This is a genomic window from Myroides sp. LJL115, from assembly GCF_054871665.1.
This window is the reverse complement of sequence record NZ_JBTXLS010000002.1, coordinates 35,161-56,605: the sequence shown is the minus strand read 5'-3', so window position 1 is coordinate 56,605 and position 21,445 is coordinate 35,161. Positions and strand designations below refer to the sequence as shown.

Annotated in this window: 19 protein-coding genes; 12 read left to right on the top strand and 7 right to left on the bottom strand. The window is 32.2% G+C overall.

The window, feature by feature from the left end; genetic code table 11:
* Positions 1 to 5: 5 nt before the first annotated feature.
* The gene (locus tag ACYSNX_RS00970) at positions 6 to 725 is read left to right on the top strand and encodes a nucleotidyl transferase AbiEii/AbiGii toxin family protein (RefSeq protein WP_461752821.1); all 720 of its coding nucleotides are present in this window, start codon (positions 6 to 8) and stop codon (positions 723 to 725) included.
* A 632-nt stretch (positions 726 to 1,357) separates the two neighbouring features.
* Here the strand turns inward: ACYSNX_RS00970 and ACYSNX_RS00965 are convergent.
* Together ACYSNX_RS00965 and ACYSNX_RS00960 are read right to left on the bottom strand one after the other, a co-directional pair.
* Positions 1,358 to 2,755: an SLC13 family permease gene (locus tag ACYSNX_RS00965; RefSeq protein ID WP_461752820.1), complete on the bottom strand. Its 1,398-nt coding sequence runs from the start codon at positions 2,753 to 2,755 to the stop codon at positions 1,358 to 1,360.
* Between the two features lie 412 nt (positions 2,756 to 3,167).
* Entirely contained in the window at positions 3,168 to 3,290 is a 123-nt protein-coding gene (locus ACYSNX_RS00960; protein ID WP_461752819.1) for a hypothetical protein, read from the bottom strand.
* 951 nt (positions 3,291 to 4,241) lie between these two features.
* Between ACYSNX_RS00960 and ACYSNX_RS00955 the strand changes: the two genes are divergently transcribed.
* Both ACYSNX_RS00955 and ACYSNX_RS00950 read left to right on the top strand, forming a co-directional pair.
* A complete protein-coding gene (locus ACYSNX_RS00955) occupies positions 4,242 to 4,688 on the top strand; it encodes a GNAT family N-acetyltransferase (protein WP_461752818.1) in 447 nt (148 codons plus the stop codon).
* A 2-nt stretch (positions 4,689 to 4,690) separates the two neighbouring features.
* Complete coding sequence (locus ACYSNX_RS00950) at positions 4,691 to 5,761, top strand: alanine racemase (protein ID WP_461752817.1); 1,071 nt, start codon at positions 4,691 to 4,693, stop codon at positions 5,759 to 5,761.
* A gap of 100 nt (positions 5,762 to 5,861) precedes the next feature.
* On the opposite strand, the gene ACYSNX_RS00945 is transcribed toward ACYSNX_RS00950, so the two are convergent.
* Positions 5,862 to 7,046, bottom strand: coding sequence for a LuxR C-terminal-related transcriptional regulator (locus ACYSNX_RS00945; protein ID WP_461752816.1), 1,185 nt, complete (start codon positions 7,044 to 7,046; stop codon positions 5,862 to 5,864).
* 520 nt (positions 7,047 to 7,566) lie between these two features.
* On the opposite strand from ACYSNX_RS00945, the gene ACYSNX_RS00940 reads away from it, so the two are divergent.
* Positions 7,567 to 8,964, top strand: coding sequence for a DUF1254 domain-containing protein (locus ACYSNX_RS00940; RefSeq protein ID WP_461752815.1), 1,398 nt, complete (start codon positions 7,567 to 7,569; stop codon positions 8,962 to 8,964).
* Between the two features lie 196 nt (positions 8,965 to 9,160).
* On the opposite strand, the gene ACYSNX_RS00935 is transcribed toward ACYSNX_RS00940, so the two are convergent.
* Positions 9,161 to 9,799 carry a VTT domain-containing protein gene (locus ACYSNX_RS00935; protein ID WP_461752814.1) on the bottom strand — a complete coding sequence of 213 codons (639 nt, stop codon included), beginning with the start codon at positions 9,797 to 9,799 and terminating at the stop codon, positions 9,161 to 9,163.
* Between the two features lie 266 nt (positions 9,800 to 10,065).
* Positions 10,066 to 11,682: an ABC-F family ATP-binding cassette domain-containing protein gene (locus ACYSNX_RS00930; protein WP_461752813.1), complete on the bottom strand. Its 1,617-nt coding sequence runs from the start codon at positions 11,680 to 11,682 to the stop codon at positions 10,066 to 10,068.
* A gap of 184 nt (positions 11,683 to 11,866) precedes the next feature.
* Between ACYSNX_RS00930 and ACYSNX_RS00925 the strand changes: the two genes are divergently transcribed.
* On the top strand, positions 11,867 to 13,282 hold the full coding sequence (locus ACYSNX_RS00925; protein ID WP_461752812.1) for a TlpA family protein disulfide reductase: 1,416 nt from the start codon (positions 11,867 to 11,869) through the stop codon (positions 13,280 to 13,282).
* A gap of 83 nt (positions 13,283 to 13,365) precedes the next feature.
* Here the strand turns inward: ACYSNX_RS00925 and ACYSNX_RS00920 are convergent, their stop codons facing one another.
* Positions 13,366 to 13,755 carry a group III truncated hemoglobin gene (locus tag ACYSNX_RS00920; protein ID WP_461752811.1) on the bottom strand — a complete coding sequence of 130 codons (390 nt, stop codon included), beginning with the start codon at positions 13,753 to 13,755 and terminating at the stop codon, positions 13,366 to 13,368.
* Positions 13,756 to 13,814: 59 nt separating this feature from the next.
* Here ACYSNX_RS00920 and ACYSNX_RS00915 point away from each other — a divergent pair, with 59 nt between their 5' ends.
* From ACYSNX_RS00915 to ACYSNX_RS00885, 7 genes are all read left to right on the top strand, one after another.
* On the top strand, positions 13,815 to 14,564 hold the full coding sequence (locus ACYSNX_RS00915) for a Rossmann-like and DUF2520 domain-containing protein (RefSeq protein ID WP_461752810.1): 750 nt from the start codon (positions 13,815 to 13,817) through the stop codon (positions 14,562 to 14,564).
* Entirely contained in the window at positions 14,564 to 15,091 is a 528-nt protein-coding gene (locus ACYSNX_RS00910) for a KdsC family phosphatase (RefSeq protein WP_461752809.1), read from the top strand. The genes ACYSNX_RS00915 and ACYSNX_RS00910 overlap by 1 nt, the downstream gene beginning before the upstream one ends.
* A gap of 4 nt (positions 15,092 to 15,095) precedes the next feature.
* Positions 15,096 to 15,680, top strand: coding sequence for a Maf family nucleotide pyrophosphatase (locus tag ACYSNX_RS00905; RefSeq protein ID WP_461752808.1), 585 nt, complete (start codon positions 15,096 to 15,098; stop codon positions 15,678 to 15,680).
* Between the two features lie 10 nt (positions 15,681 to 15,690).
* A complete protein-coding gene (locus ACYSNX_RS00900) occupies positions 15,691 to 16,227 on the top strand; it encodes a mechanosensitive ion channel family protein (protein ID WP_461752807.1) in 537 nt (178 codons plus the stop codon).
* Between the two features lie 223 nt (positions 16,228 to 16,450).
* A complete protein-coding gene (locus tag ACYSNX_RS00895; RefSeq protein WP_461752806.1) occupies positions 16,451 to 17,212 on the top strand; it encodes a glycosyltransferase family 2 protein in 762 nt (253 codons plus the stop codon).
* A gap of 203 nt (positions 17,213 to 17,415) precedes the next feature.
* Complete coding sequence (locus ACYSNX_RS00890) at positions 17,416 to 18,096, top strand: glycosyltransferase family 32 protein (protein WP_461752805.1); 681 nt, start codon at positions 17,416 to 17,418, stop codon at positions 18,094 to 18,096.
* A gap of 787 nt (positions 18,097 to 18,883) precedes the next feature.
* Positions 18,884 to 20,743 carry an LTA synthase family protein gene (locus ACYSNX_RS00885; RefSeq protein ID WP_461752804.1) on the top strand — a complete coding sequence of 620 codons (1,860 nt, stop codon included), beginning with the start codon at positions 18,884 to 18,886 and terminating at the stop codon, positions 20,741 to 20,743.
* Positions 20,744 to 20,826: 83 nt separating this feature from the next.
* Here ACYSNX_RS00885 and ACYSNX_RS00880 read toward each other — a convergent pair whose 3' ends face one another.
* A complete protein-coding gene (locus tag ACYSNX_RS00880) occupies positions 20,827 to 21,432 on the bottom strand; it encodes a trimeric intracellular cation channel family protein (protein WP_461752803.1) in 606 nt (201 codons plus the stop codon).
* Between the last annotated feature and the right edge of the window lie 13 nt (positions 21,433 to 21,445).

The following is a 21,445-nucleotide window of genomic DNA, read 5'->3' as shown; positions in this document are numbered from 1 at the left end:
TTAATATGGTTGATAAACGAATAGTAAAAACTATAAAAGAGTTGCAAAGCCTTAGTTCTTTGCAACTCTTTTTTCTTGCAGGAGGCACAAACTTAGCACTAAGGTTTAACCATAGGGAAAGTGAAGATATTGATCTTTTTTGTCAAGAAAAGATAGGTATTAAAGGGTTTAAATTAATTGAAACGGAAATTAAGAACTACTTTAAAGATAGAGTGGTTTTCACTCAAATCTCTTCTGAAGATAATGATGATATTGTTTTTTTACGAACAGTAATTAAAACAGAAGGCCTTGATATTAAGATAGACGTTATTCAATCACATTCACTTCTAAATGAAATTGAAAATATAAATACTATTAGAATGGCTTCTATTGAAGATATTGCTGTTTTTAAAATTACTACAATTTGTAATAGAAAAGCTATAAAAGATTTATTCGATTTGGATTTCATTACGGATAAAGTCCTGAATCTTGAAAAAATTATCAACCTGTATTCAGAAAAAAAAATAAAAGATAATAGAGTCACTATTTTTAATTACAAGAAAACTAATTGTCCTTTAGAAAACCCTGAATTTCTACTAGGTATAACTAGTAATATCGGAGTAAAAACACCATATCACGGAAATCCTAATACAATTAAAGGAGTTGAAAAAAGTTCAGTTTTATTTTCTAGATCAAGTTGGAAAATAAAGGTAAACTCTTATATCAAATCTATTAAAAATTATTAAATTTTAGGATGATTTTTTCTAATTAAAAATCAAGTTCTTATCCTTTTTCCTTTTATCCATTTGGATGATTTTCCAAAACATCTAATTCTCAAAGTTTTAAATTATAATGGAGATTGTATTAAAACCATTACTAAGCAACTATTCTTATTTAATGATTACCAATCAAATATTATTATAAATATTAAGTAAGTTGGCTTTACTGTGTTTATAAAATCTTCTTACATGAGTTGATCTCTAAGCCTATTTATATACATTTATTTTGATAAGCTAAAACAATAACTTTCTTTTTGTTAGAGTTATTATTTACATGGAAGTTCTTCTAATTAAAGCTCAATCGACTGTTTTATTCACAAATGTAAAAAGATCACTGATGGTTCTTAAAGAATAAAAGCGTAGAAAACAACTAGCTATCAGAGTTATTTGTCATCCTGATATCCGAGAACTAATAGATAATTTGAATCTTCTGGTCCATATGGGGAAGTTTAGAAGCTATTTCCCCCTAACCTACCTATGTAGGCAAAGGAAACAAGCCATAAAAAAACCTGGTGTAGAAATTTTTTTAAAAAAATTTCTACACCAGGTTTATCCTAAGCTCTTTTTTATGTAGTAACTATAGTATAACTTCTAATCACCTAAAGCCAAAAATAATATGCTACTATAGCAATTACAAAGGCGCAGATAATATTAAGTACAAAACCAGCTTTCATCATATCTCTTTGCTTTATATCTCCAGTTCCAAATACAATAGCATTTGGTGGAGTTGCTACAGGAAGCATAAAAGCACAAGATGCACCAAGACCAATAATCATCGACAGCCCTAATGGAGGCATGCCAAGTTCTTGAGAGATAGAAATAAATATAGGCACCAGTAAAGCGGCACTAGCTGTGTTGGAGGTAAACTCGGTTAAAAATATAATGAAAAAAGAAATTACTAAAGCTATAAAAAAGATATGGCTCCCCTTGATAAAGGAAACTAATAAATCGGCCATTACTTTACTAGCACCAGAATCACGTAATATCATACTTAGAGTTAGTCCTCCACCAAACAATAATAGTACACCCCAGTCCACATTGTGTTGTAAATCCTTCCATCTAGATACCTGAGAGGTACAAATTAGAATAAAAGCTGACAGAGCAATAAAGGTATCAAAGCTTTTAAATTTGCCTTCAAAGCCAACTAAATTAGCAAATAAGGGATTAAGCTCATTACTAAAAATCCAAGCAAAAGCAGTAAGTAAAAAGATTCCTAAAGTAATCCATCTTTGTCTATTCATAGGGACTACCTCCATGGAATGCTCAAAGGTTACATTTAACTTTGGCCTAAAAATAAGGTAAATCACCCCAATCATTAAAGGCAATAGCAAAGCAACCATTGGAAGTCCCATTTTCATCCACTGTGCAAAAGATAAGTCTAATTGAGAGGCTACAATAGCATTAGGCGGACTTCCCACCACAGTTCCCATCCCTCCAATACTAGCACTATAAGCAATTCCTAATAAAACAAAAACATAGGTATTTCTATTTTGTTTTTTATCTAATTGACTTAAAATACCTGTGACCAAAGGTAGCATCATAGCCACTGTAGCAGTATTGCTTATCCACATGGATAAAAGGGCGGTTACTAAAAACAAATACATAACCGCATAGAGTAGTCTTCCCTTGGCTAAATACATAATTTTACTGGCAATTACAATGTCCAACTTTTGTACATGTAAAGCCCCTGCTAGAACAAAACCTCCTAAAAACAAATAAATAGTGGGATCAGCAAAAGAAGCTAAAGCAGGTTGCACATCGGTAAGACCTAATGCAATGGCTAAAACTGGTACAAACACCGCGGTGGTAGTTACATGTATAGCTTCGGTAAGCCATAACACTGCAACGAAAACCAGTAATGCTAATCCCTTATTGACTATTGGCTCATAAGGCAAAGTATATAATAATGTAAATAATAAAATAACATCTAAAATGATAATCAATAAATTTCTTTTGGATTTATGATTGACTTTACTTTCTTTAATATCTAACTGCATATCCTTCTTTATTTTTCTATAATCAGTTTGAAAATTACGAAAAAAGAAAATAAACAATAAATTTAAATACGGTGTTTTTACTATTTTATGGTAATAATAAGTGAAAAAGGTGAAAAATATTAACTTTTAAAAAGAACGTACTCTAAATAATTGCATAATTTTCACAATTAAAGCAAATTACACATAGTCTAAATAATTAAGTAAACGATAATTACTATTCATTTTAACGCACAATAGTTCAATGCTTTAATAAAAAATGTATTTAAGATAAAACTCCCCCTGTAAGTGTATACAAAACAAAATCCACTAATTTGAAAAAGCTCAGAAACTAAGAACAATAAGATCATACAAAATAATACATGTCAATTGAAAAACACACTAAAATATTTGTATAACTCTGAATCTATTATAATTACAAATAATAGTCCAAAGCAGAAGCAATATTTACAATATTATTCTCTACTTGATAAACTAATGGATGTTCTAGAGTAATTCTTCTAGATCTTAAGAAGGACTTTATTTTATTTTTATTCATTAGCCAAAGCCTTTAAAGCTTCAGTTTGCTTATATATATCGGCTTGGAAAATAAAAATTTCTTGGGTTGTCATAATTGCAATATTTTAGAAAGCAGTAATATTTTTGAGTATCATTACCCCTTTGCTCATCTTTTCCATCTTTTACCAGGTAATCCGGCGTGAGTCCAAAAGCATCAGAAATTTTAGCAGACACTTCAATAAAAGCTACACCTTCACCCTCATGCATACTTTCCAATGCTATACCCAGAATCACCTATTTTTTCCCAAGGTAGCTGTGTTTTATTTTTTTGTTTCCTTACAAACGCTACTCTATCTAAAAAACACAAATACATCATTTTATGAGTTATAAACGAATTCTATACAAATAGAAATACCTTATAGGTTATATGGATATAAATTAATGCTTAATACACTATCTTTACAAATAAGACTCTTTATATAGCCACAGGCCTTAGGTATAATAGTAGATTCTTTGCCCATATTTAGGTCTAATAAATAATCCGTTAAAAAAACAAATTGCTTAAAGAAAGACAAACTTTTTATCAACGACCTTTTTATTAACGACCTTTTATCCTATCGAAATAAAAAAAGACTATAAGTCATTGATAACTAAATACTCTAAACTCTATAAAAACAAACCAACTAACACCATATTAAGCGCTTTATATTATAAGAAAATTAGTTAGTAAAGCTACTTTTTACTTAATATGGTAACCAATTCTAAGGTTCATTTTTTTAATAAAGCAGCTCACTTTAGGTGATATTTCGATTCTTTTTTTTATCTTTGCCTCTCACATATATCAATAAGCTGCTTCGCGTAAAGCATTACTTATTTCCTTTTTTTCTTTGTTGGACTCTTTTTTAAAAAGATAATAGTCCTAAAAAAACAAAATCATTCGAAGCTTTTTTAAAAGGTCTTTTTTTTGCGTTAGCGGCATTAATTTTTTATCATGAATATTAGTATAGAAAAAAAATCGCCAGAACATCTCCCCAGTACTAAGGAAATCGACTCTTATGTTGGGTTCCTTTATAAAAACTTACAACAATATGGTGACTCTCAAGAGGCCATACTAAAAGCTATTGAGTTTGCATTAGGCCGAAACAATTCACCAGGAGGATTTATTCTAATTGCAAAAAGCTCTGAGCAACAAATCGTTGGAATAACCGTAGTCTTACACACTCTTATGCATGACTTTATTCCAGAGAATATTCTAGTCTATATCGCTACTTGCTCTAACTTTAGAGGACAAGGCATTGGTAAACAACTTATGAAAGAGGCTATTTCTTTAGCTAAGGGATCTATTGCCTTACATGTAGATCCAGATAATCCTGCAAAAGCCCTTTATGAAAAACTTGGTTTTGAAAATAAGTATCTAGAAATGCGTTTAACCAGATAATCATGGCTTATATCACTTTAAATACCGCTAAGTTAAAGCATAACTTTAATTATCTAGACCATTTATTTCAAACACATCATATACAATGGTCTGTAGTAAGTAAGTTACTTTGTGGAAATGAATTATTTTTAAAAGAGCTTCTAAAACTAAATCCTAAACAACTCTGTGATTCAAGGGTTTCTAATTTAAAAATGATCAAAGAGCTTAATCCTAAAGTAGAAACCATCTACATTAAGCCAGTTCCTAAATCAAGCATAGAAGAGATAGTCACTTATGCAGATATAAGTTTCAATACAGAATTACACACCATAGCCTTATTATCCCAAGAAGCCAAACGTCAAAACAAAATCCATAAAATTGTAATTATGGTGGAGTTAGGTGAGTTAAGAGAAGGAGTATTAACTGAAGAACTACTTGATTTTTATCAAGAGGTATTTTTACTTCCAAATATAAAAATAGTAGGACTTGGAACCAACCTTACCTGTATGTATGGGGTATTACCCAATAAAGACAAACTAATTCAATTGTCTTTATACAAGCAATTAATTGAATTAAAATTCAATAAGAAAATTGACTACTTATCCGGAGGAGCCTCGGTAACTATTCCACTGATTCACGGCCAGACCCTACCTAAGAGTATAAATCATTTTAGAATTGGCGAATCTCTATTTATGGGAACCAATGCTTATGACAATTCAGATTTTGAAAAGATGCAACAACACGTCTTTACGTTACATGCACAAGTTATTGAGCTCACAGAAAAACCCATGATGCCGCAAGGAGAGATGGGACTTAATATGAATGGAGAGAAACCAGAGCTGGATCCCAAATGGCAAAGTAGTATTAACTATCGGGCAATAATCGATATGGGACTATTAGATATAGAACCAGATCATATTACAACTATAGACCCTTCCATTGAAGTTGTAGGAGCAAGTAGTGACATGATTGTCATTGATTTAAAGGATAACCCTAATTCTATTAAAGTTGGGGACTTCATCGCTTTTAAAATGGACTATATGGGAATATTACGTAGTATGAGTTCCGATTATATTGAAAAAAAACTAGTATAAAGCACTTATACCATAAGTGAATTAATATAAAAGATTCTCTAAGAAGTATTTGTAATTACTTCTTAGAGAATCGTTTTTTCAAGACCGCTTCCACATACAACTAAGGCTTTAAAGACCTGACTTGCATTCGATTTTTCACCTCTAATTTGGTGTAAAGATTACCTACGTGATACTTAATAGTATGCACTGATAAAAATAGTTTATCTGCAATTTCCTTATTGGAATCTCCTTGCCATATTAAAGACAACACTTCTATTTCTCTTTGGCTTAAATCAAAACTATTTTGTAATTCAGTAATTACTTGTCTTTCTATATTATCCTGTAGTATCTCAAAGGAATCTAATTCTTGATTTTGATCCTTTACATTTTGCAATATATACTTTTTATCTAATTGAATCAACGATAAATAATGTCTGATTTCTGCTTTAAAAAGTGCGTTTTGTTTGTGTATACCGCGAACTTTGATAAGAAGAACAAAAGTAATATTTAGAATTTCTATTATACTTACAATACGCAGAGTTTGTATATTAAAGATTTTTAAAAAACTATATGGTGCTACTAGTGATAAACTATATCCTGCTCCTACTAAGATAAACAAGACAAAATTGGCACCTAAAAATCGGGCATATGCATTGTCTTTGAAATTTTTAAAACACTGAGCTAAACACCAAAAAGCCAATATAAACCAAACCAACTTTATTGCCAATAAAACTAAAGTCCACTTTGTACTAATAAATAAAGCAACTAAAATTACATAGACTATAAAGCTGATCACTAAGGCCTTTTTAAAACTAGCCAATAAAGGGCGCAGATTTAAAAAATAATAGGTAAATATACAAGCTAAAAAACAAGTCATCCCTGTATTAAATAAGGTAAAGTAAGGTAAGGTATACTCCCCGTTGGAAAAATAATACACCATTCCGTCTTTGTAAAAAAAAGCTAATAATATACCTATTTGAAGTAGTACATAACTGGCGAATTTGACATCTCTAAACAATAAATAATAGCTTAAATTAAAGATGATACACATTATGGCAAACCCATAATACATACTAAGAACTAAAATATCTATAAGGGTCTTTTGTCCAAACTGAGAAATCTCGTGTATAACTAAATGCAAACTAGTGGGCGAGTTTTGTTTAATATTTAAAAAAAATTCTGTGGATTGTGGAATAAAGTTGAAAATTGGGTACCTACTTTTAATTGGATTAAAAGCCAAATCTACATTTGGTAAAATCTGCACTAAAGAGTCCTGTTTGAAAGTATAAAGGCTGTAGCTTATCATGTCTACGGACCTGTTTTGGACCAATATATTCTTTCCAATTAGGTCCTGCGAGATAATGCCCTTTATCCATATATTTCCCAATGAGTCCTTTGCTTGATATAATTCTTGTTCTGTGGTTAACTGTTTATAAAAGTCTAAGCCCAAAGGCTGCCCATAAGAAGCAGAAAAGAAAATAATAAAGAGAATACAGTTTAGTAAAAGCCTACTAACAAAAAGCCTTTTACAAAAATTATATAGTGAAAAAACGATGCGACTTAAAAGTAAAATACAATACATAGGCTATTATTGCTAAATAAAACAGTGGTAAAAACAACCCAATATACTACTATTTCATTATAGCTAACTGAAAAATAAGTTTCTCTTTGGCAAAAACACCTCACACTACACTCTTATAATCAACAACTTAGCAACAACTATACTTTTAGTATAGCCCCTAAAGGCTATATATTATCTAGTTTTACTCAATAATTTACTTTTATACAAACACGAAATTTTGTATTAACCCTTAACACTTAAAACCATGATAAAAAGCTTTAAAGATTTACGAGCACTAGTACTGGGATTATCCTTTATTACCTTACTTTTTAGTTGCTCTAGTGATGACAATACCCCAGAGATAGATATCAACGATACTTTGTTACTAGCGCAAGAGGCTTATATTTATGGGATTCCTTTAGTTACCATGGATATAACAAGGCGCCAAGCCACCAATACTTTATCACCAGTGGTAGGTCAAATGGAAGCCCCGCTAAATGAGTTCTCTCATTTACCAATTTTTCCAGGATCTGATTTCACCTCAGTGGTACGTCCCAATGCAGATACTTTTTATTCCAATGCATGGCTGGATTTATCCCAAGGTCCAGTGCAACTATCCCTTCCTGTTAACAATGAGCGTTACCACCTTATTCCTATGTTAGATGCCTATAGTAATGTTATTGCATCTCCAGGAACTAGAACCTATGGTTCCAAGGGAGGAGATTTTTTAATTACTGGTCCCTCTTGGAATGAATCTGTACCCTCAAATATGACCCAAATAAAATCACCAACCAACACAGTTTGGATAATTGGAAGAACGGAGGTGAAAAGCAAACAAGATGGTCAAGATGTGGTGTATCCATTAATGAAACAATACCTATTAACACCTCCTGTGGGGTATAAATGGCCTGCCTTAGAGCCCGATGTTCCTATTGGAGATCCAAATAGTATTGTAGAGCAAATGGATATAGAAGAATTCTTCCAATATATGAATACTTTATTTTTGATAAACCCACCTTTAGAACAAGATGCACCACTTATGAAAAGACTTAGTAAAATAGGCATAGGAATAGATAAAACTTTCCGCCTAGATAATTTTACTCTACAAGAACAACAAGCTCTAAAAGCTATCCCAAAGGAGGTTATCAATGCTCTTAATCAAAGACAAACAGAGTTACCAATCCACAATGGCTGGGCTACATTAGAAAATACAGGAGACTATAAAACAGATTACTTTCATAGAGCCCATGTTACTAGATTTGGCTTAGGTGCCAATTTACCCCAAGATGCAATTTATCCTACAAGTTTTTTAGACGCAAATAATACTTCTTATGATGGACAAAATAATTATGTTTTGCGCTTTGAAAAGGATATGCTTCCTCCTACCAATGCTTTTTGGTCGATTACCATGTATAATAGCAATGGCTTTTTTGTTGCAAATCCATTAGATCGCTTTACTCTTGGGGATAGAAGTGATCTAAACTTCAATAGCGATGGATCACTAGAAATCTTTATTCAAAAGGATATGCCAGAGCAAAAAAACATAAAAAACTGGTTACCTTCCCCACAGGGAAAGTTTAGTTTAACCTTAAGAGTATACTTTCCAAAGCAAACCATGATTGATGGACAGTGGAAAGCCCCGGCAATTGTAAAAACAAACTAAGCTGGTATAAGTCTATTATAGCCCAGATGTGTAGATTATTTGTTCCATATCCAAAATATTATAATCTATAAAATATTTACACATAAAAATATTCCTTGCTTAAAAATAAAATCCCCAAGCCTATGGTTTGGGGATTTTATTTTTATAGTGCAAATCGATTATTTTTTAATGTATCCTTTTTTTACTCTTTAAAGCATTACGCCTTTTTAAATTTTGCTTTTAAAAATTCAAAAACAATAGGTAAAACAGAAATCACAATAATTAACATGGCAATCTTAGAGAAATTATCTTTTACAAACTGTAAGTTACCTAAGAAATACCCAGCTAAACTAAGACTGGTAATCCACACTACCCCACCAATTACATTATAGGTCATAAACACCGAATACCTCATTTTACCTACTCCAGCTACAAAAGGTGCTAAAGTCCTTACAATTGGGATAAAACGAGCTATAACAATGGTACGAGAACCGTATTTATCATAAAAAGAATGGGTTTTATCAATAGCTGCTTGAGTAACTACTTGTTTATTAAAGATGCGAACATTGGTTAATCGCATACCTACCTTCTGCCCTATGTAATAGTTTAAGGAATCCCCCGAGACGGCTGCTATAATTAAAAGACCTATAGCTAAACTTATACTTAACTGATCACTTTGAGCAATAAGCATCCCCATAGCAAATAATAGAGAATCTCCTGGTAAAAAAGGCATTACAACAAAGCCAGTTTCAACAAAAATAATAGCAAATAAAATGGCATAAATCCAAGGGCCGTAATTGGCGATAAACACATGTAGGTATTTATCAATGTGAAAAATAAAATCTAGTAACTCCATGGACTCAAAGATAATAATTCCTTGTAATTAAATATATTTTTCACAAAAAGATAACACCTTTTTATTGTGTGTAGGAGTAAAATAGTAGTCTACTATTCTTGACTTTATTCAAAGTGGTATTTCTACTATAAAGACTAAGTCTTACTAAATTTTAATACCTAAGATAGATATTACTTATACCAAAGGCATTTTTGAGGCTACATTAATCACAAAAAAAAGCCGCATACAAATGTAAACGGCTTTTAAAGTATGTTTAAAACTAGGAATTAAGAATACATCTTCTCTCTTAGTTCTTTGATTTTAGGATCACTTAAGTAATCGTCAAATGTCATGTATCTATCAATAACGCCATTTGGTGTTAATTCTAATATACGTGTTCCTACTGTTTGAGCGAACTCGTGGTCATGGGTAGTGAATAAAATAGTCCCTTTGAAGTTTTTCAAAGAGTTATTAAATGCAGTAATCGACTCTAAGTCCAAGTGGTTAGTAGGCTCGTCTAACATTAAAACGTTAGCTCTAAGCATCATCATACGAGATAACATACAACGTACTTTCTCTCCTCCTGATAATACTCTTCCTGTTTTTAAAGCTTCCTCTCCAGAGAAAATCATTTTCCCTAAGAATCCACGTACATAAACCTCATCTCTTTCTTCTTCGGTTTTAGCCCATTGGCGTAACCAATCTACAAGAGTTAAGTCATTTTGGAAGAAATCACTATTGTCAGCTGGTAAATAAGATTGTAGTGTTGTTACACCCCAGTCAAATTTTCCTGCATCAGCTGGTCTGTTTCCATTAAGAATCTCATAAAATGCAGTAGTTGCACGAGAGTCTTTAGAAATAACTACAATTTTATCTCCTTTAGCTACGTTTAAATCTACGTTCTTAAATAAAAGCTCTCCATCGATAGATGCTGCTAATCCTTCGATATTTAAGATTTGATCTCCTGCTTCACGCTCTTGATCAAAGATAATCGCTGGATAACGTCTAGAAGATGGTTTAATATCCCCTAAATTTAATTTATCGATCATTTTCTTACGAGAAGTCGCTTGCTTACTCTTAGCAACGTTAGCACTGAATCGACGAATAAATTCTTCCAACTCTGCTTTTTTCTCTTCTGCTTTCTTATTTTGTTGCGCTTTTTGTTTAGCTGCTAATTGACTTGATTCATACCAGAAAGTATAGTTACCAGAGTAGTGGTTAATTTTACCAAAATCGATATCCGATACATGCGTACAAACTGCATCTAAGAAGTGACGGTCGTGAGATACCACAAGTACCGTGTTTTCATAATGTGCAAGGAAGTTCTCTAACCAACCAATTGTCTCAAAGTCCAAGTCGTTGGTAGGCTCATCCATAATCAGTACATCTGGATTACCGAATAAAGCTTGAGCTAAAAGTACACGTACTTTTAATTTAGCATCCATCTCTGCCATTGGCGTATAATGAAATTCTTCATTAATACCTAAGTTAGATAAAAGAGTAGCTGCCGCGCTCTCTGCGTTCCATCCGTCCATTTCGTCAAAACGAATTTGAAGCTCACCAATTCTATCGGCATTCTCATCCGTATAGTCTAAGTAAAGAGCATCCATTTCTGTTTTAACGGCATATAAATCCTTGTTTCCCATCATTACAGTTTCAAGCACTGTAAATTCGTCGAACATATTGTGATTTTGGTTTAAAACAGACATACGTTTGCCTGGCTCTAAAGATACATGGCCAGAAGTAGGATCAATTTCTCCTGAAAGTATTTTTAAAAAAGTAGACTTACCAGCACCGTTGGCCCCGATAATACCATAGCAGTTCCCTTGGGTAAAGGTTACATTAACTTCATCAAATAAAATTCGTTTACCGAATTGAACTGACAGATTTGAAACTGTTAACATTTTCTATATATTGATTTATATTGACTGCAAAATTAATCATTTTTAAATTAATAACCCTATTAAAGTATCAACATAGTAGGTCAAATTGTATTTTAACAGCTTATTAACGACAAAAACAACTACTTAAACTTACATTTGCTTAAGGGAGTACAAACCTCTTGTACAATTCTTAGGCTTTTATAAAATGAATATTAAAAATACAGGAAAATTTTTCTTGCTGGCTTTATTGCCATTTATCTTACTTGTTTGCTCTTGTCAAAAGAAATTCGAGCCCGATGATTATACGGCATATCTTCAAGGAGAAGTAATCAATCCTAATGCTGAGTATATCCTTTTTTGCAAAGATAATGATATCTTAGACACCATATACTTGGACAAGAACAACCAATTTTTTAAAAAATTTGATTCGCTTCCTCCTGGTATGTATATCTATAGACATACCCCAGAATACCAATACGTGTTTTTCGATAAAAATGATAGTTTGACTTTGCGTTTAAATTCACGTGATTTTGACCATTCCATTATTTTCACAGGAAGAGGTTCAGAGAAAAACAACTTTTTGATGAATCTTACCGTTCGAAATTTAGTGGATGAGACAACTCGTTATGAGAATTACGATCTACCTGTAGATGCTTTTATCAAAAAAGTAGACTCCACTCACGCCGCTAGAACTACCTACTACTTAAAGAGTAAAGCTATTATTGGATGGAATCCAAATTTTGATTTGTACGCTAAAACAAAATTAGACCTACACTTTTACTCCCAAAAGGAAATTTATCCTATGGCCCATTTTATTCGTACAGGCCATAATATCAAAGGGGAACTTCCCTTAGATTACTATAGCTTTAGAAAAAAGGTGGATTATAACAATGAAAACTTAATCCAATACTCTTCCTATACGCGTTATTTATCTATTATGTTAAGTTCGATTTTAGATGAATCAGAAATTGATTTCAACCCACAAGCAAAGCTAGATAACAATATTGAAAAACTAAATATTGTAGATACCTTAATTGGCAATGAGAAAGTTCGAAATACCATTTTAGATAATATCACCTATATCTATTTATTAGAAGACCAGAATCTAAATAATAACGATAAGTTCTTAGAGAGATATTTTGAATTATCCACCGATAGTAGTCAGCACAAAGAAATTATTCAAATTCAAAAGGCTGTTCAAAATCTTAAGTACGAAAACAAATTACCTGATGTTGCACTTGTGAATCCACAAGGAGAAACGGTAAATATCCATAAAGTAATCACAAGGCCTACTCTACTTTTTGTTTGGAGTAAAAACAGTCTTGCTCACGCAGAGGCTGCCCATAGAAAAGCTTTAGATATGCTAAAGCGCAATGATAACTTACAGGTTATCTCTGTATGTATAGATGGGGAGGATAAAGAATGGCAAAATTTCATAAAATCCTACAACCATCCTGATTTGTTAGAACTTAGAAGTACAGACTTCAAAGAAATGAAGGATAAATGGATTATTACTAAAATCCAACGTACCATGATATTAAACCAAGATGGTACCATTAAAGAAGCCTTTGTCAACATATTTGACAAAAACCTAGAACATAAATTACACCATAACCACTAAGTGGTACAAAATATAACGCATAAAAAAACCAAGAATCTCTATATAAAAATTCTTGGTTTTTTTTATGCTAAATTCAAATCACTTTATTGTTTTGGCTTTTGATTTGCCTCTTTAAAGTAATTGATTTTACTGACAAACATTTTTGCCATTTGCTCGGATCTCCATTTTGCTTCTTGGGCTATCTCTCCTTGGAATAACTCATCCAAAGTTTGTCTAAAAAGAAACAGCCACTGATCAAAATGACTTTGGTCTACATCCAAAGAAGCATGTGGGGGAAAAGGTCTTCCACTATAGGTATAGTCCTCTAGTAAAACTGTTTGCCAAAAGCTATACATCTTCTGTAAATGCTCTGGCCAATGTCCCTGTAATCTACTTTCGAAAACAGGTCCAATCAAAGGATCCTTTTGAACCTTCCCATAGAAAGTGTCCACTAAGGCTTTGATGTCTTGTAGATCTTTTATATCGTTTTTCATTGTAATTTTTATTAATTTTATAGTCCAATAATCTATACCCAAATTAGTATCTTAGCCTTATGATAACACTAAGTATATTAGGAGCTGGAAAAGTAGCTCACCACTTGATTTCTACCATCTTAGAAAAAGACAATGTTTGTATTAAACAAATATACGCAAGAAATCCCGAAAAAGTGAGTGATCTTATATCAAAGGACAAAATTGTCTGCAATGTAGCAGATTTGCAAATGGCCGATGTTTTTATCGTAGCTGTTAGTGATGATGCCATAGCAAAAGTAACAAGTGAATTTGCCTTAGACAATCCTTTTATAGTACATACAAGTGGTAGTGCTGCCATGGATTTAATACAAAACACCAATAGAAAAGGAGTGTTTTATATGCTGCAATCTTTCTCTCTAGACAAACAAGTAGACTTTGGTGCAATTCCTTTTTGCCTAGAGGCTAGTGATCAAAAGGATTTTCAATTAATCGAAGAACTAGCTTTAACCTTTAGTCAAAGGGTATATGCAATTTCTTCTGAGCAACGAAAAAGCATACACCTTGGAGCTGTATTTGCAAATAACTTCACCAATCACCTTTATAGTATTGCTAAGACAATCTTAGATAAAAAGGATATTCCCTTTGAGATACTTAAACCTCTTATATTAGAGACAGCCCAAAAAGTACAGGACTTAGATCCTAAATTGGCCCAAACCGGACCAGCCATAAGAGGCGATAAACAAACCCTTGCTACACAGGAATCTTTATTAGAAGACCCTTTGCAAAAACAAATCTATCAATTAATAACAAAATCAATAATAGAACAATAATGTCTAAACACTTTAAAGAACTAATGAACGACATCACTACTTTCATCTTTGATGTAGATGGTGTTTTAACCGACGGGGGTGTACATGTTACCCAAGATGGTCAACTTCTAAGACAAATGAATATACGCGATGGTTACGCTATTAAAGCGGCTATTGACAATGGATACACCGTTTGTGTTATCTCTGGAGGAAGTAACGATGGAGTAAAACAAAGACTTAGAAACTTAGGAGTGACTGATATTTATATGGGAGTAGCCAATAAAGTAGACACCTTTAAGGAGTTTATCGACATTTACAACATTGCTCCAGAGAACATCTTATATATGGGAGATGATATTCCAGATTATCACGTAATGAAAGAGGTAGCTCTTCCAGTATGTCCTGTGGATGCAGCTCCGGAAATCAAATCTGTAGCTAAATATATTTCTCATGTTCCTGGTGGAAAAGGAGCAGCAAGAGATGTAATCGAACAAGTGATGAAAACACAAAAAAAGTGGTTCCAACATTTTAATGCACAAGTAGACTAAATATATGCTAAATCAACTATTCAAAGATTATAAAATAGTACTTGGATCTAATTCACCTAGAAGAAAGGCTTATCTAGGTGAATTAGGTCTTGATTTTACTGTAAGAGCATCAGATACTGATGAGAGTTATCCTCTTGATTTACAAGGAGCACAAATCACCGATTATATTGCACTTGCAAAAAGCAATGCCATTGAAATCTTAGATCCAAAAGAGATCCTAATTACCAGTGATACTACGGTTTGGCTAGAGGGTAAATCCCTGGGAAAACCAAAGGATAAGCAAGAGGCTTTTGATATTATCCAAAGCATGTGTAATAAAGAGCACCAGGTAATTACTTCGGTTGTTTTAAGAAGTTTAGAGAAAGTACGTGTTTTTAATTGTGTTACCTTGGTTGTTTTTGCAGATCTAACCCCAGAGCAAATCCATTATTATATCGATCAGTATAAACCATATGACAAAGCAGGTGCTTATGGAATACAAGAATGGATAGGTCTTGTGGGAATCAAAGAAATCAAAGGTTCTTACCCCAATATAGTTGGCTTACCTACCTATGAATTAGTTCAAGAATTAATCAATTTTATTAAATAGATTTTCTTTTATGTTTAGCTTATATACCACCGAAATCATAGTTACCCTTGTTGCTATTGTACTTTATTATCCTATTAAAAAGTTCATTGCTGTATTGATAAAGAAATTTTCTACCAAAGAGCAACGAAGAGATAGAAGGATAAAGACAGTAGTTCGTTTATTTAACCTACTACTTGCCATTATATTAGTAGTTGTTATCCTTACCATTTGGGGAGTACAGCCCGATAAAGCCCTTGTGGCATTAACCTCTGTATTTACCGTCATTGGTGTGGCAATGTTTGCACAGTGGTCCCTACTGAGTAATATTACTGCGGGTATCTTGCTTTTCTTTAGTTTCCCCTTTAGGATTGGAGATGACATTAAGATACAAGATAAAGATTTCCCTGTGGAAGGTACCATAATAGATATTCAAGCCTTTTGTACCATTTTACTCTCATCTGAGAAAGAAAGAATATCCTATCCCAATAGTTTATTGCTGCAAAAGGGTATTGTAATACTAGACAAAAAGATAAACCGAAAAAGACAAGAAAACAACCCGGTAATTTAAAGCATGAGATAAACTAAAAACAGTATTTTCTTTAGTGCCCTACTTTTAAAATATAGCCAATTAAAGCTTTATTATTTCTAAGTAAAACACCAAAATTGTTAAGCCTGTTTCCTATTTTATTGTATTTTTGCAAAGATTTCATATAAAAAACAATTCCTTTAGAGTTGTTTTTTTATAAAATACAAATAAGAAAAAAATAAATATAGAGTAATCTCTCTTTCATATGAAAATAAGCGGACTAATTATAACCTATAATGAACAAAAGAACATAGGTAGATGCGTAGAAGAACTTTTACTTGTATGTGATGAAGTAATTGTTATAGATTCCAACAGTTCAGATAAGACCGTGGAAATAGCCCAAGAAAAAGGAGCTAAAGTATATAAACAAGCTTATTTAGGAGATGGTCCTCAACGTACATATGGCTTACAGTTCTGTAAATGGGACTGGATTCTAAACTTAGATGCAGATGAGTACTTAGATAAAGATGCACTAGAATTTATTCAAAAAGGTTCCTTTTTTGAAACGGACCTTTATGATGCTTACAGCTTTAGAGTGAAAAACTTTATGGGAGAAAAATTAATTGACTTCTCCGGATGGTATCCAGATTCAAAGGTTCGCTTCTTTAATAAAAAGACAGCTAAACCTTCCAATGATATGGCCCATCAGTACATTGTAACTTCTAAAAAGAAGAAAGTAAATGTACATATTTTACACTATGGTTGGAGCGGTTATGAGCAAATCATTGCTAAGAAAAACCAATACTCTAGCCATAATGCTCAAGAATTATTCGATGCAGGTAAAAGAGTGAGTAGCTTTAAACCAGTGTTAAATGGAACAGTTGCCTTTGTAAGATGTTACTTCTTTAAAGGTGGAGTATTTAATGGAATTGACGGTTTAGCCATCGCAGGTATACAAGCCTTTTTCTCTTTTATGAAATACACCAAACTCATTGCCTTACAAAGACAAGCTAAAAACAAAAAATAATTGATATTTAGGGCCAAAGTAAAAAAATCCGCCCACTGTCTATGGTGGATTTTTTATTTACACCCCCTAATTAGTACAATTAGCTAACCATAGCTATAGGCTTATACTTTATATAACTTAATTTTAAATTTGCTCAACGCCTTTTTTTAAAAATATAGGCAAGCTTAATTCACCACCTTTAATAGGGTAAAACACTTTTATTTATGATTCCTAAAATAATTCATATATGTTGGTTTGGTAAAGGACAATATACACCTTTAGTAAAAGAATGTTTAGCCTCTTTTACAGCCAATTTACCCGATTATCAGTTAATGGTATGGAATGAAGATAATTTTGATATAGATGCTTACCCTTTTGCTAAACAAGCCTATGGTGAAAGAAAATTTGCCTTTGTTTCTGATGTATGTAGATTACATGCCTTACAAGAGTATGGTGGAGTATACATGGATACAGATGTAGAGGTACTTAAAAGTTTAGATGGCTTTTTGAAACATGACTTTTTTATAGGTTTTGAATCCGATAAATTAGTGTGTACTGCTTTAATTGGTGCTGTTAAAAACCACCCATTAACCCAAGAACTTCTAGACTTTTATAAAGGTAAATCTTTCTACAGAAAGTTTCATCCATATAAAAAGTATTACACTACACCTAATACAATTACAACTACTAAAACCTTACTACAAAAAGGCTTAAAATTAGAAAACAAAATACAACACCTAAGCGGTGGTATCACTGTTTACCCTACTTATTACTTTAGCCCTATAAATGTATATACCCAAGAATGTAAAGTAGAAGCAGATACTTATGCTATTCACCGCTTTTCAGGTTCTTGGAAAGATGGAAACAATAGGAAAGAATGGATCAAAAAATTATTTAAAAAATAATTTCAACTATAGTTACTAAAGACTTTAAAGCTTTTTAATTAAAAGATAAAAATACAATGCAAGGTTTAGCGCTTTATACGCTCTACATCTTGCATTTTTTATTTTAGCCCTGTCCGTAAAAAACAGCAAGACACTAAATACAATTTTATAAAATCTCCACCAAGCTCTCTTTAGTCTTGCTTTTCTTTGCTTAAAGGCCAATACAATAAACAAGTACAACAACCCTAAAGCCATATACATCACAAAAGTAAAACCAACAACCTTTTTAAGTACTCCAAAAAGTCCATCCTACCTTGTTGTTATTTAGGCTATATACAAGAACCCTTGTGGGCAATAAACAAATGTTATACCCTTACTTGCGCATCTGCCCTTCTATTAATAGAAGGGTATTTTTTTTGTAATCCTAGTATAACGATGCATTATAGAGCTAAATACTACTTGACTCATTACCTATCACAATACTTCAAAACAACCAAAATAATAGAATTTCCTTAGCTACAGCAAAAGATAAAAGACTAGGAAGGATCTGTGTACATACCCTCTTTAGAATACAAAAACAGCATTAACACTACTATAAAAATGTCTTTTTATTAAACTTTACAAATTAATTATGATAAAAAATTAAGAAAAAAAAACCAAACATGAAGTTCACACAAACCTACACTCAAATACTATATAATTACAAACAATATTAATTAATTGTTATTTTATCATTATATTTAATAATTACTAAAACATAACTCTATACTATAACATTAATCATCTTCGATTAATTTTACTTTTTATTATGACTAAATTTAATCCGGAACCATTCCTTATTTTCTTTAAGAGATTTTTTCTTTTCTTTCTATTTTATCAAGTGAATAGATTTGGTTTTTACTTGTCTAATAGCTCTTTATTAGCACCGTTAGAATGGAAAAATATCTTAGGAGGAATCCGTTTTGATTTAGCGACTTTAGGTTATATCAATATCATCTTTGCATTTTTGAGCTTAATACCTGGTGCCTTCCAACTTAGAAAAGGATACCAGAGGTTTCTATTCTATAGTTTTTACCTAGTAAATACATTATTCCTTTGCCTGAACTTTGTAGACTATGAGTATTTTAAATTTATTGGAAGAAGAAGTTCCTATTCCTTTATAACTGCAAAAGGAATGGAGAATGAGCTACCTGGTTTATTAAAGAACTTCATCTTAGAGTTTTGGTGGATCCCCTTATTTACCTTTATAACTATTGGGATTACCTTTATGTTATACCGCAGTATTGCATTTCAAGTAAACAAGAGGAATTATAATTTGCTAAATTATGTATTCTGCCTACTTACAGTTGGCCTTTTAATTATCTTCGGAAGAGGAGGCTTGCAAGAAAAACCCCTTCGATTAGTAGATGCTGCTAGTTACGGAAATATTAAAAATACAGCATTAGTGGCCAATACCCCTTTTGCTGTTTTAAAAACAATTGGTAAAAGTGAAAATCTTAAAGAAATTAATTTCTACACCCAAGAGCAGTTACAAGAAGTTTTTTGGCCTGTAGTGGATTTTAAATATGATTCTATCAACAAGAAGAATGTCGTTCTTTTAATTGTAGAAAGCTTTGGACAAGAGGTAATGTTTAGAGGGTTAACTCCCTTTATGGATAGTTTAACCACACAAAGTTATTACTTTGAGAATGGCTTTGCCAATGGTAAAGTATCTATAGATGCGGTACCATCTACCATATCAAGTATCCCAAGTTTGATGAACAACACCTATATTTCATCTAGTTATTCTCTAAATACAGTAAACACTATTCCTAAGATATTAAATGATATAGGTTATCATACGTCTTTTTTTCATGGGTCCTTTAATGGGAGTCAGAATTTTGATCAGTACTCTAATGTAGCAGAGTTCAAAGAATACTACGGCAAAGATCAGTACGTTGGTCCAGAGGCATTTGACGGAACCTGGGGGATTTTTGACGAAGAATTTTTGAATTTCTTCTCTGATCAATTAGACACCTTTCCAATTCCTTTTTTTAGTACACTATTTACTATTTCTTCTCATAATCCTTATACTATTCCAAAGAAATATAAAGGAAAATTTCCTAAGGGAACAGCCAGTATTCACGAGTCCATTGCATATACAGATTATGCTTTAAAGCAATTCTTTATAAAGGCTAAAACAAAAAGTTGGTTCAAAGACACTCTATTTATTATTACAGCAGACCATACTTCCTCCGAGCCTCAAGAAGATGAATTTAAAACTAATGTGGGAAAATTTAGAATTCCTATTATGTTCTATGCCCCTTTTGATTCTACAATTCCAATTAAAAAAGAGTCTAAAAACTTTCAACAAATAGATATCTTTCCAAGTATAATGGATTATTTACAGATCAATACCAAAGTACTAACTTTTGGAAAAAGCTTCCGTTCTGAGCAAGATTTTGTGGTTAATTATCTAGATAACATCTATAACTGTATCCATAAAGATTACTACTTGGCCTCTGATGGAGAAAACATCCTAGGCTTATATGACTTTAAGAAAGACCCAATACTTAAAAACGATCTTCAAAAGGAGCTGCCTTTAGTGGTAAAACAAATGGAAGAATTTTTAAAAGCTTATATACAAACATTCAATAATCGGATGAGAGATAATAATATGCTTCCTTAATAAAGGGCTTTCAATAGATATACTTTTTAAGTTCCATCTTGTCTTAAAAAGTATATCTTTTTTTTACTTTTATCCCACTAGGATTAATCGTGTGCAAAAGGTAGGCTCCATTTGTAACGAACCGATAGCACTCTAATTAGTATAATAAAACAAGCTGTTCCTATGTACAATAAATCCCTTCCAATATTAAAGTGAAGAAGACCAAAATACATTGCCCCACCCATAATACAAGCAGTAGCATAAATTTCTTTTTTGAAAATAATAGGTATTTGATTTGCTAAAGTATCCCTTATTACTCCACCAAAACAAGCAGTGATAGTTCCTAAAGAAACACATATTACAGGGTGTAGTCCCACTTCTAAACCTCTTTCAATACCAATTAAAGTAAATACAGCAATACCAATGGTATCAAATAAAAATAAGGAATAACGCAGTACATTAAAACGCTGGTAAAACACAATTGCCATGGCAACACCTAATAAAACTACACTAAAGTAACTCATGTCCCTTAACCACATCACTGGGGTGATTCCTATCATCATATCTCGTATAGTTCCCCCACCAATAGCTGTGGCAAAAGCCAAAATACTCATCCCAAATAAATCTAATTTTCTTTCTCTTCCAGCTAGTGCTCCGGAGATGGCAAAAGCCAAAGTCCCTAATAAATCAAAAATGTGAAAAAAAGTCATCTAAAAATATATA

Excerpts from the sequence above, each read along its gene's own strand:
- ACYSNX_RS00970 (WP_461752821.1), top strand. The coding sequence starts at position 6 with ATGGTTGATAAACGAATAGTAAAAACTATAAAAGAGTTGCAAAGCCTT.
- ACYSNX_RS00965 (WP_461752820.1), bottom strand. The coding sequence starts at position 2,755 with ATGCAGTTAGATATTAAAGAAAGTAAAGTCAATCATAAATCCAAAAGA.
- ACYSNX_RS00960 (WP_461752819.1), bottom strand. The coding sequence starts at position 3,290 with ATGAATAAAAATAAAATAAAGTCCTTCTTAAGATCTAGAAGAATTACT.
- ACYSNX_RS00955 (WP_461752818.1), top strand. The coding sequence starts at position 4,242 with ATGAATATTAGTATAGAAAAAAAATCGCCAGAACATCTCCCCAGTACT.
- ACYSNX_RS00950 (WP_461752817.1), top strand. The coding sequence starts at position 4,691 with ATGGCTTATATCACTTTAAATACCGCTAAGTTAAAGCATAACTTTAAT.
- ACYSNX_RS00945 (WP_461752816.1), bottom strand. The coding sequence starts at position 7,046 with ATGATAAGCTACAGCCTTTATACTTTCAAACAGGACTCTTTAGTGCAG.
- ACYSNX_RS00940 (WP_461752815.1), top strand. The coding sequence starts at position 7,567 with ATGATAAAAAGCTTTAAAGATTTACGAGCACTAGTACTGGGATTATCC.
- ACYSNX_RS00935 (WP_461752814.1), bottom strand. The coding sequence starts at position 9,799 with ATGGAGTTACTAGATTTTATTTTTCACATTGATAAATACCTACATGTG.
- ACYSNX_RS00930 (WP_461752813.1), bottom strand. The coding sequence starts at position 11,682 with ATGTTAACAGTTTCAAATCTGTCAGTTCAATTCGGTAAACGAATTTTA.
- ACYSNX_RS00925 (WP_461752812.1), top strand. The coding sequence starts at position 11,867 with ATGAATATTAAAAATACAGGAAAATTTTTCTTGCTGGCTTTATTGCCA.
- ACYSNX_RS00920 (WP_461752811.1), bottom strand. The coding sequence starts at position 13,755 with ATGAAAAACGATATAAAAGATCTACAAGACATCAAAGCCTTAGTGGAC.
- ACYSNX_RS00915 (WP_461752810.1), top strand. The coding sequence starts at position 13,815 with ATGATAACACTAAGTATATTAGGAGCTGGAAAAGTAGCTCACCACTTG.
- ACYSNX_RS00910 (WP_461752809.1), top strand. The coding sequence starts at position 14,564 with ATGTCTAAACACTTTAAAGAACTAATGAACGACATCACTACTTTCATC.
- ACYSNX_RS00905 (WP_461752808.1), top strand. The coding sequence starts at position 15,096 with ATGCTAAATCAACTATTCAAAGATTATAAAATAGTACTTGGATCTAAT.
- ACYSNX_RS00900 (WP_461752807.1), top strand. The coding sequence starts at position 15,691 with ATGTTTAGCTTATATACCACCGAAATCATAGTTACCCTTGTTGCTATT.
- ACYSNX_RS00895 (WP_461752806.1), top strand. The coding sequence starts at position 16,451 with ATGAAAATAAGCGGACTAATTATAACCTATAATGAACAAAAGAACATA.
- ACYSNX_RS00890 (WP_461752805.1), top strand. The coding sequence starts at position 17,416 with ATGATTCCTAAAATAATTCATATATGTTGGTTTGGTAAAGGACAATAT.
- ACYSNX_RS00885 (WP_461752804.1), top strand. The coding sequence starts at position 18,884 with ATGACTAAATTTAATCCGGAACCATTCCTTATTTTCTTTAAGAGATTT.
- ACYSNX_RS00880 (WP_461752803.1), bottom strand. The coding sequence starts at position 21,432 with ATGACTTTTTTTCACATTTTTGATTTATTAGGGACTTTGGCTTTTGCC.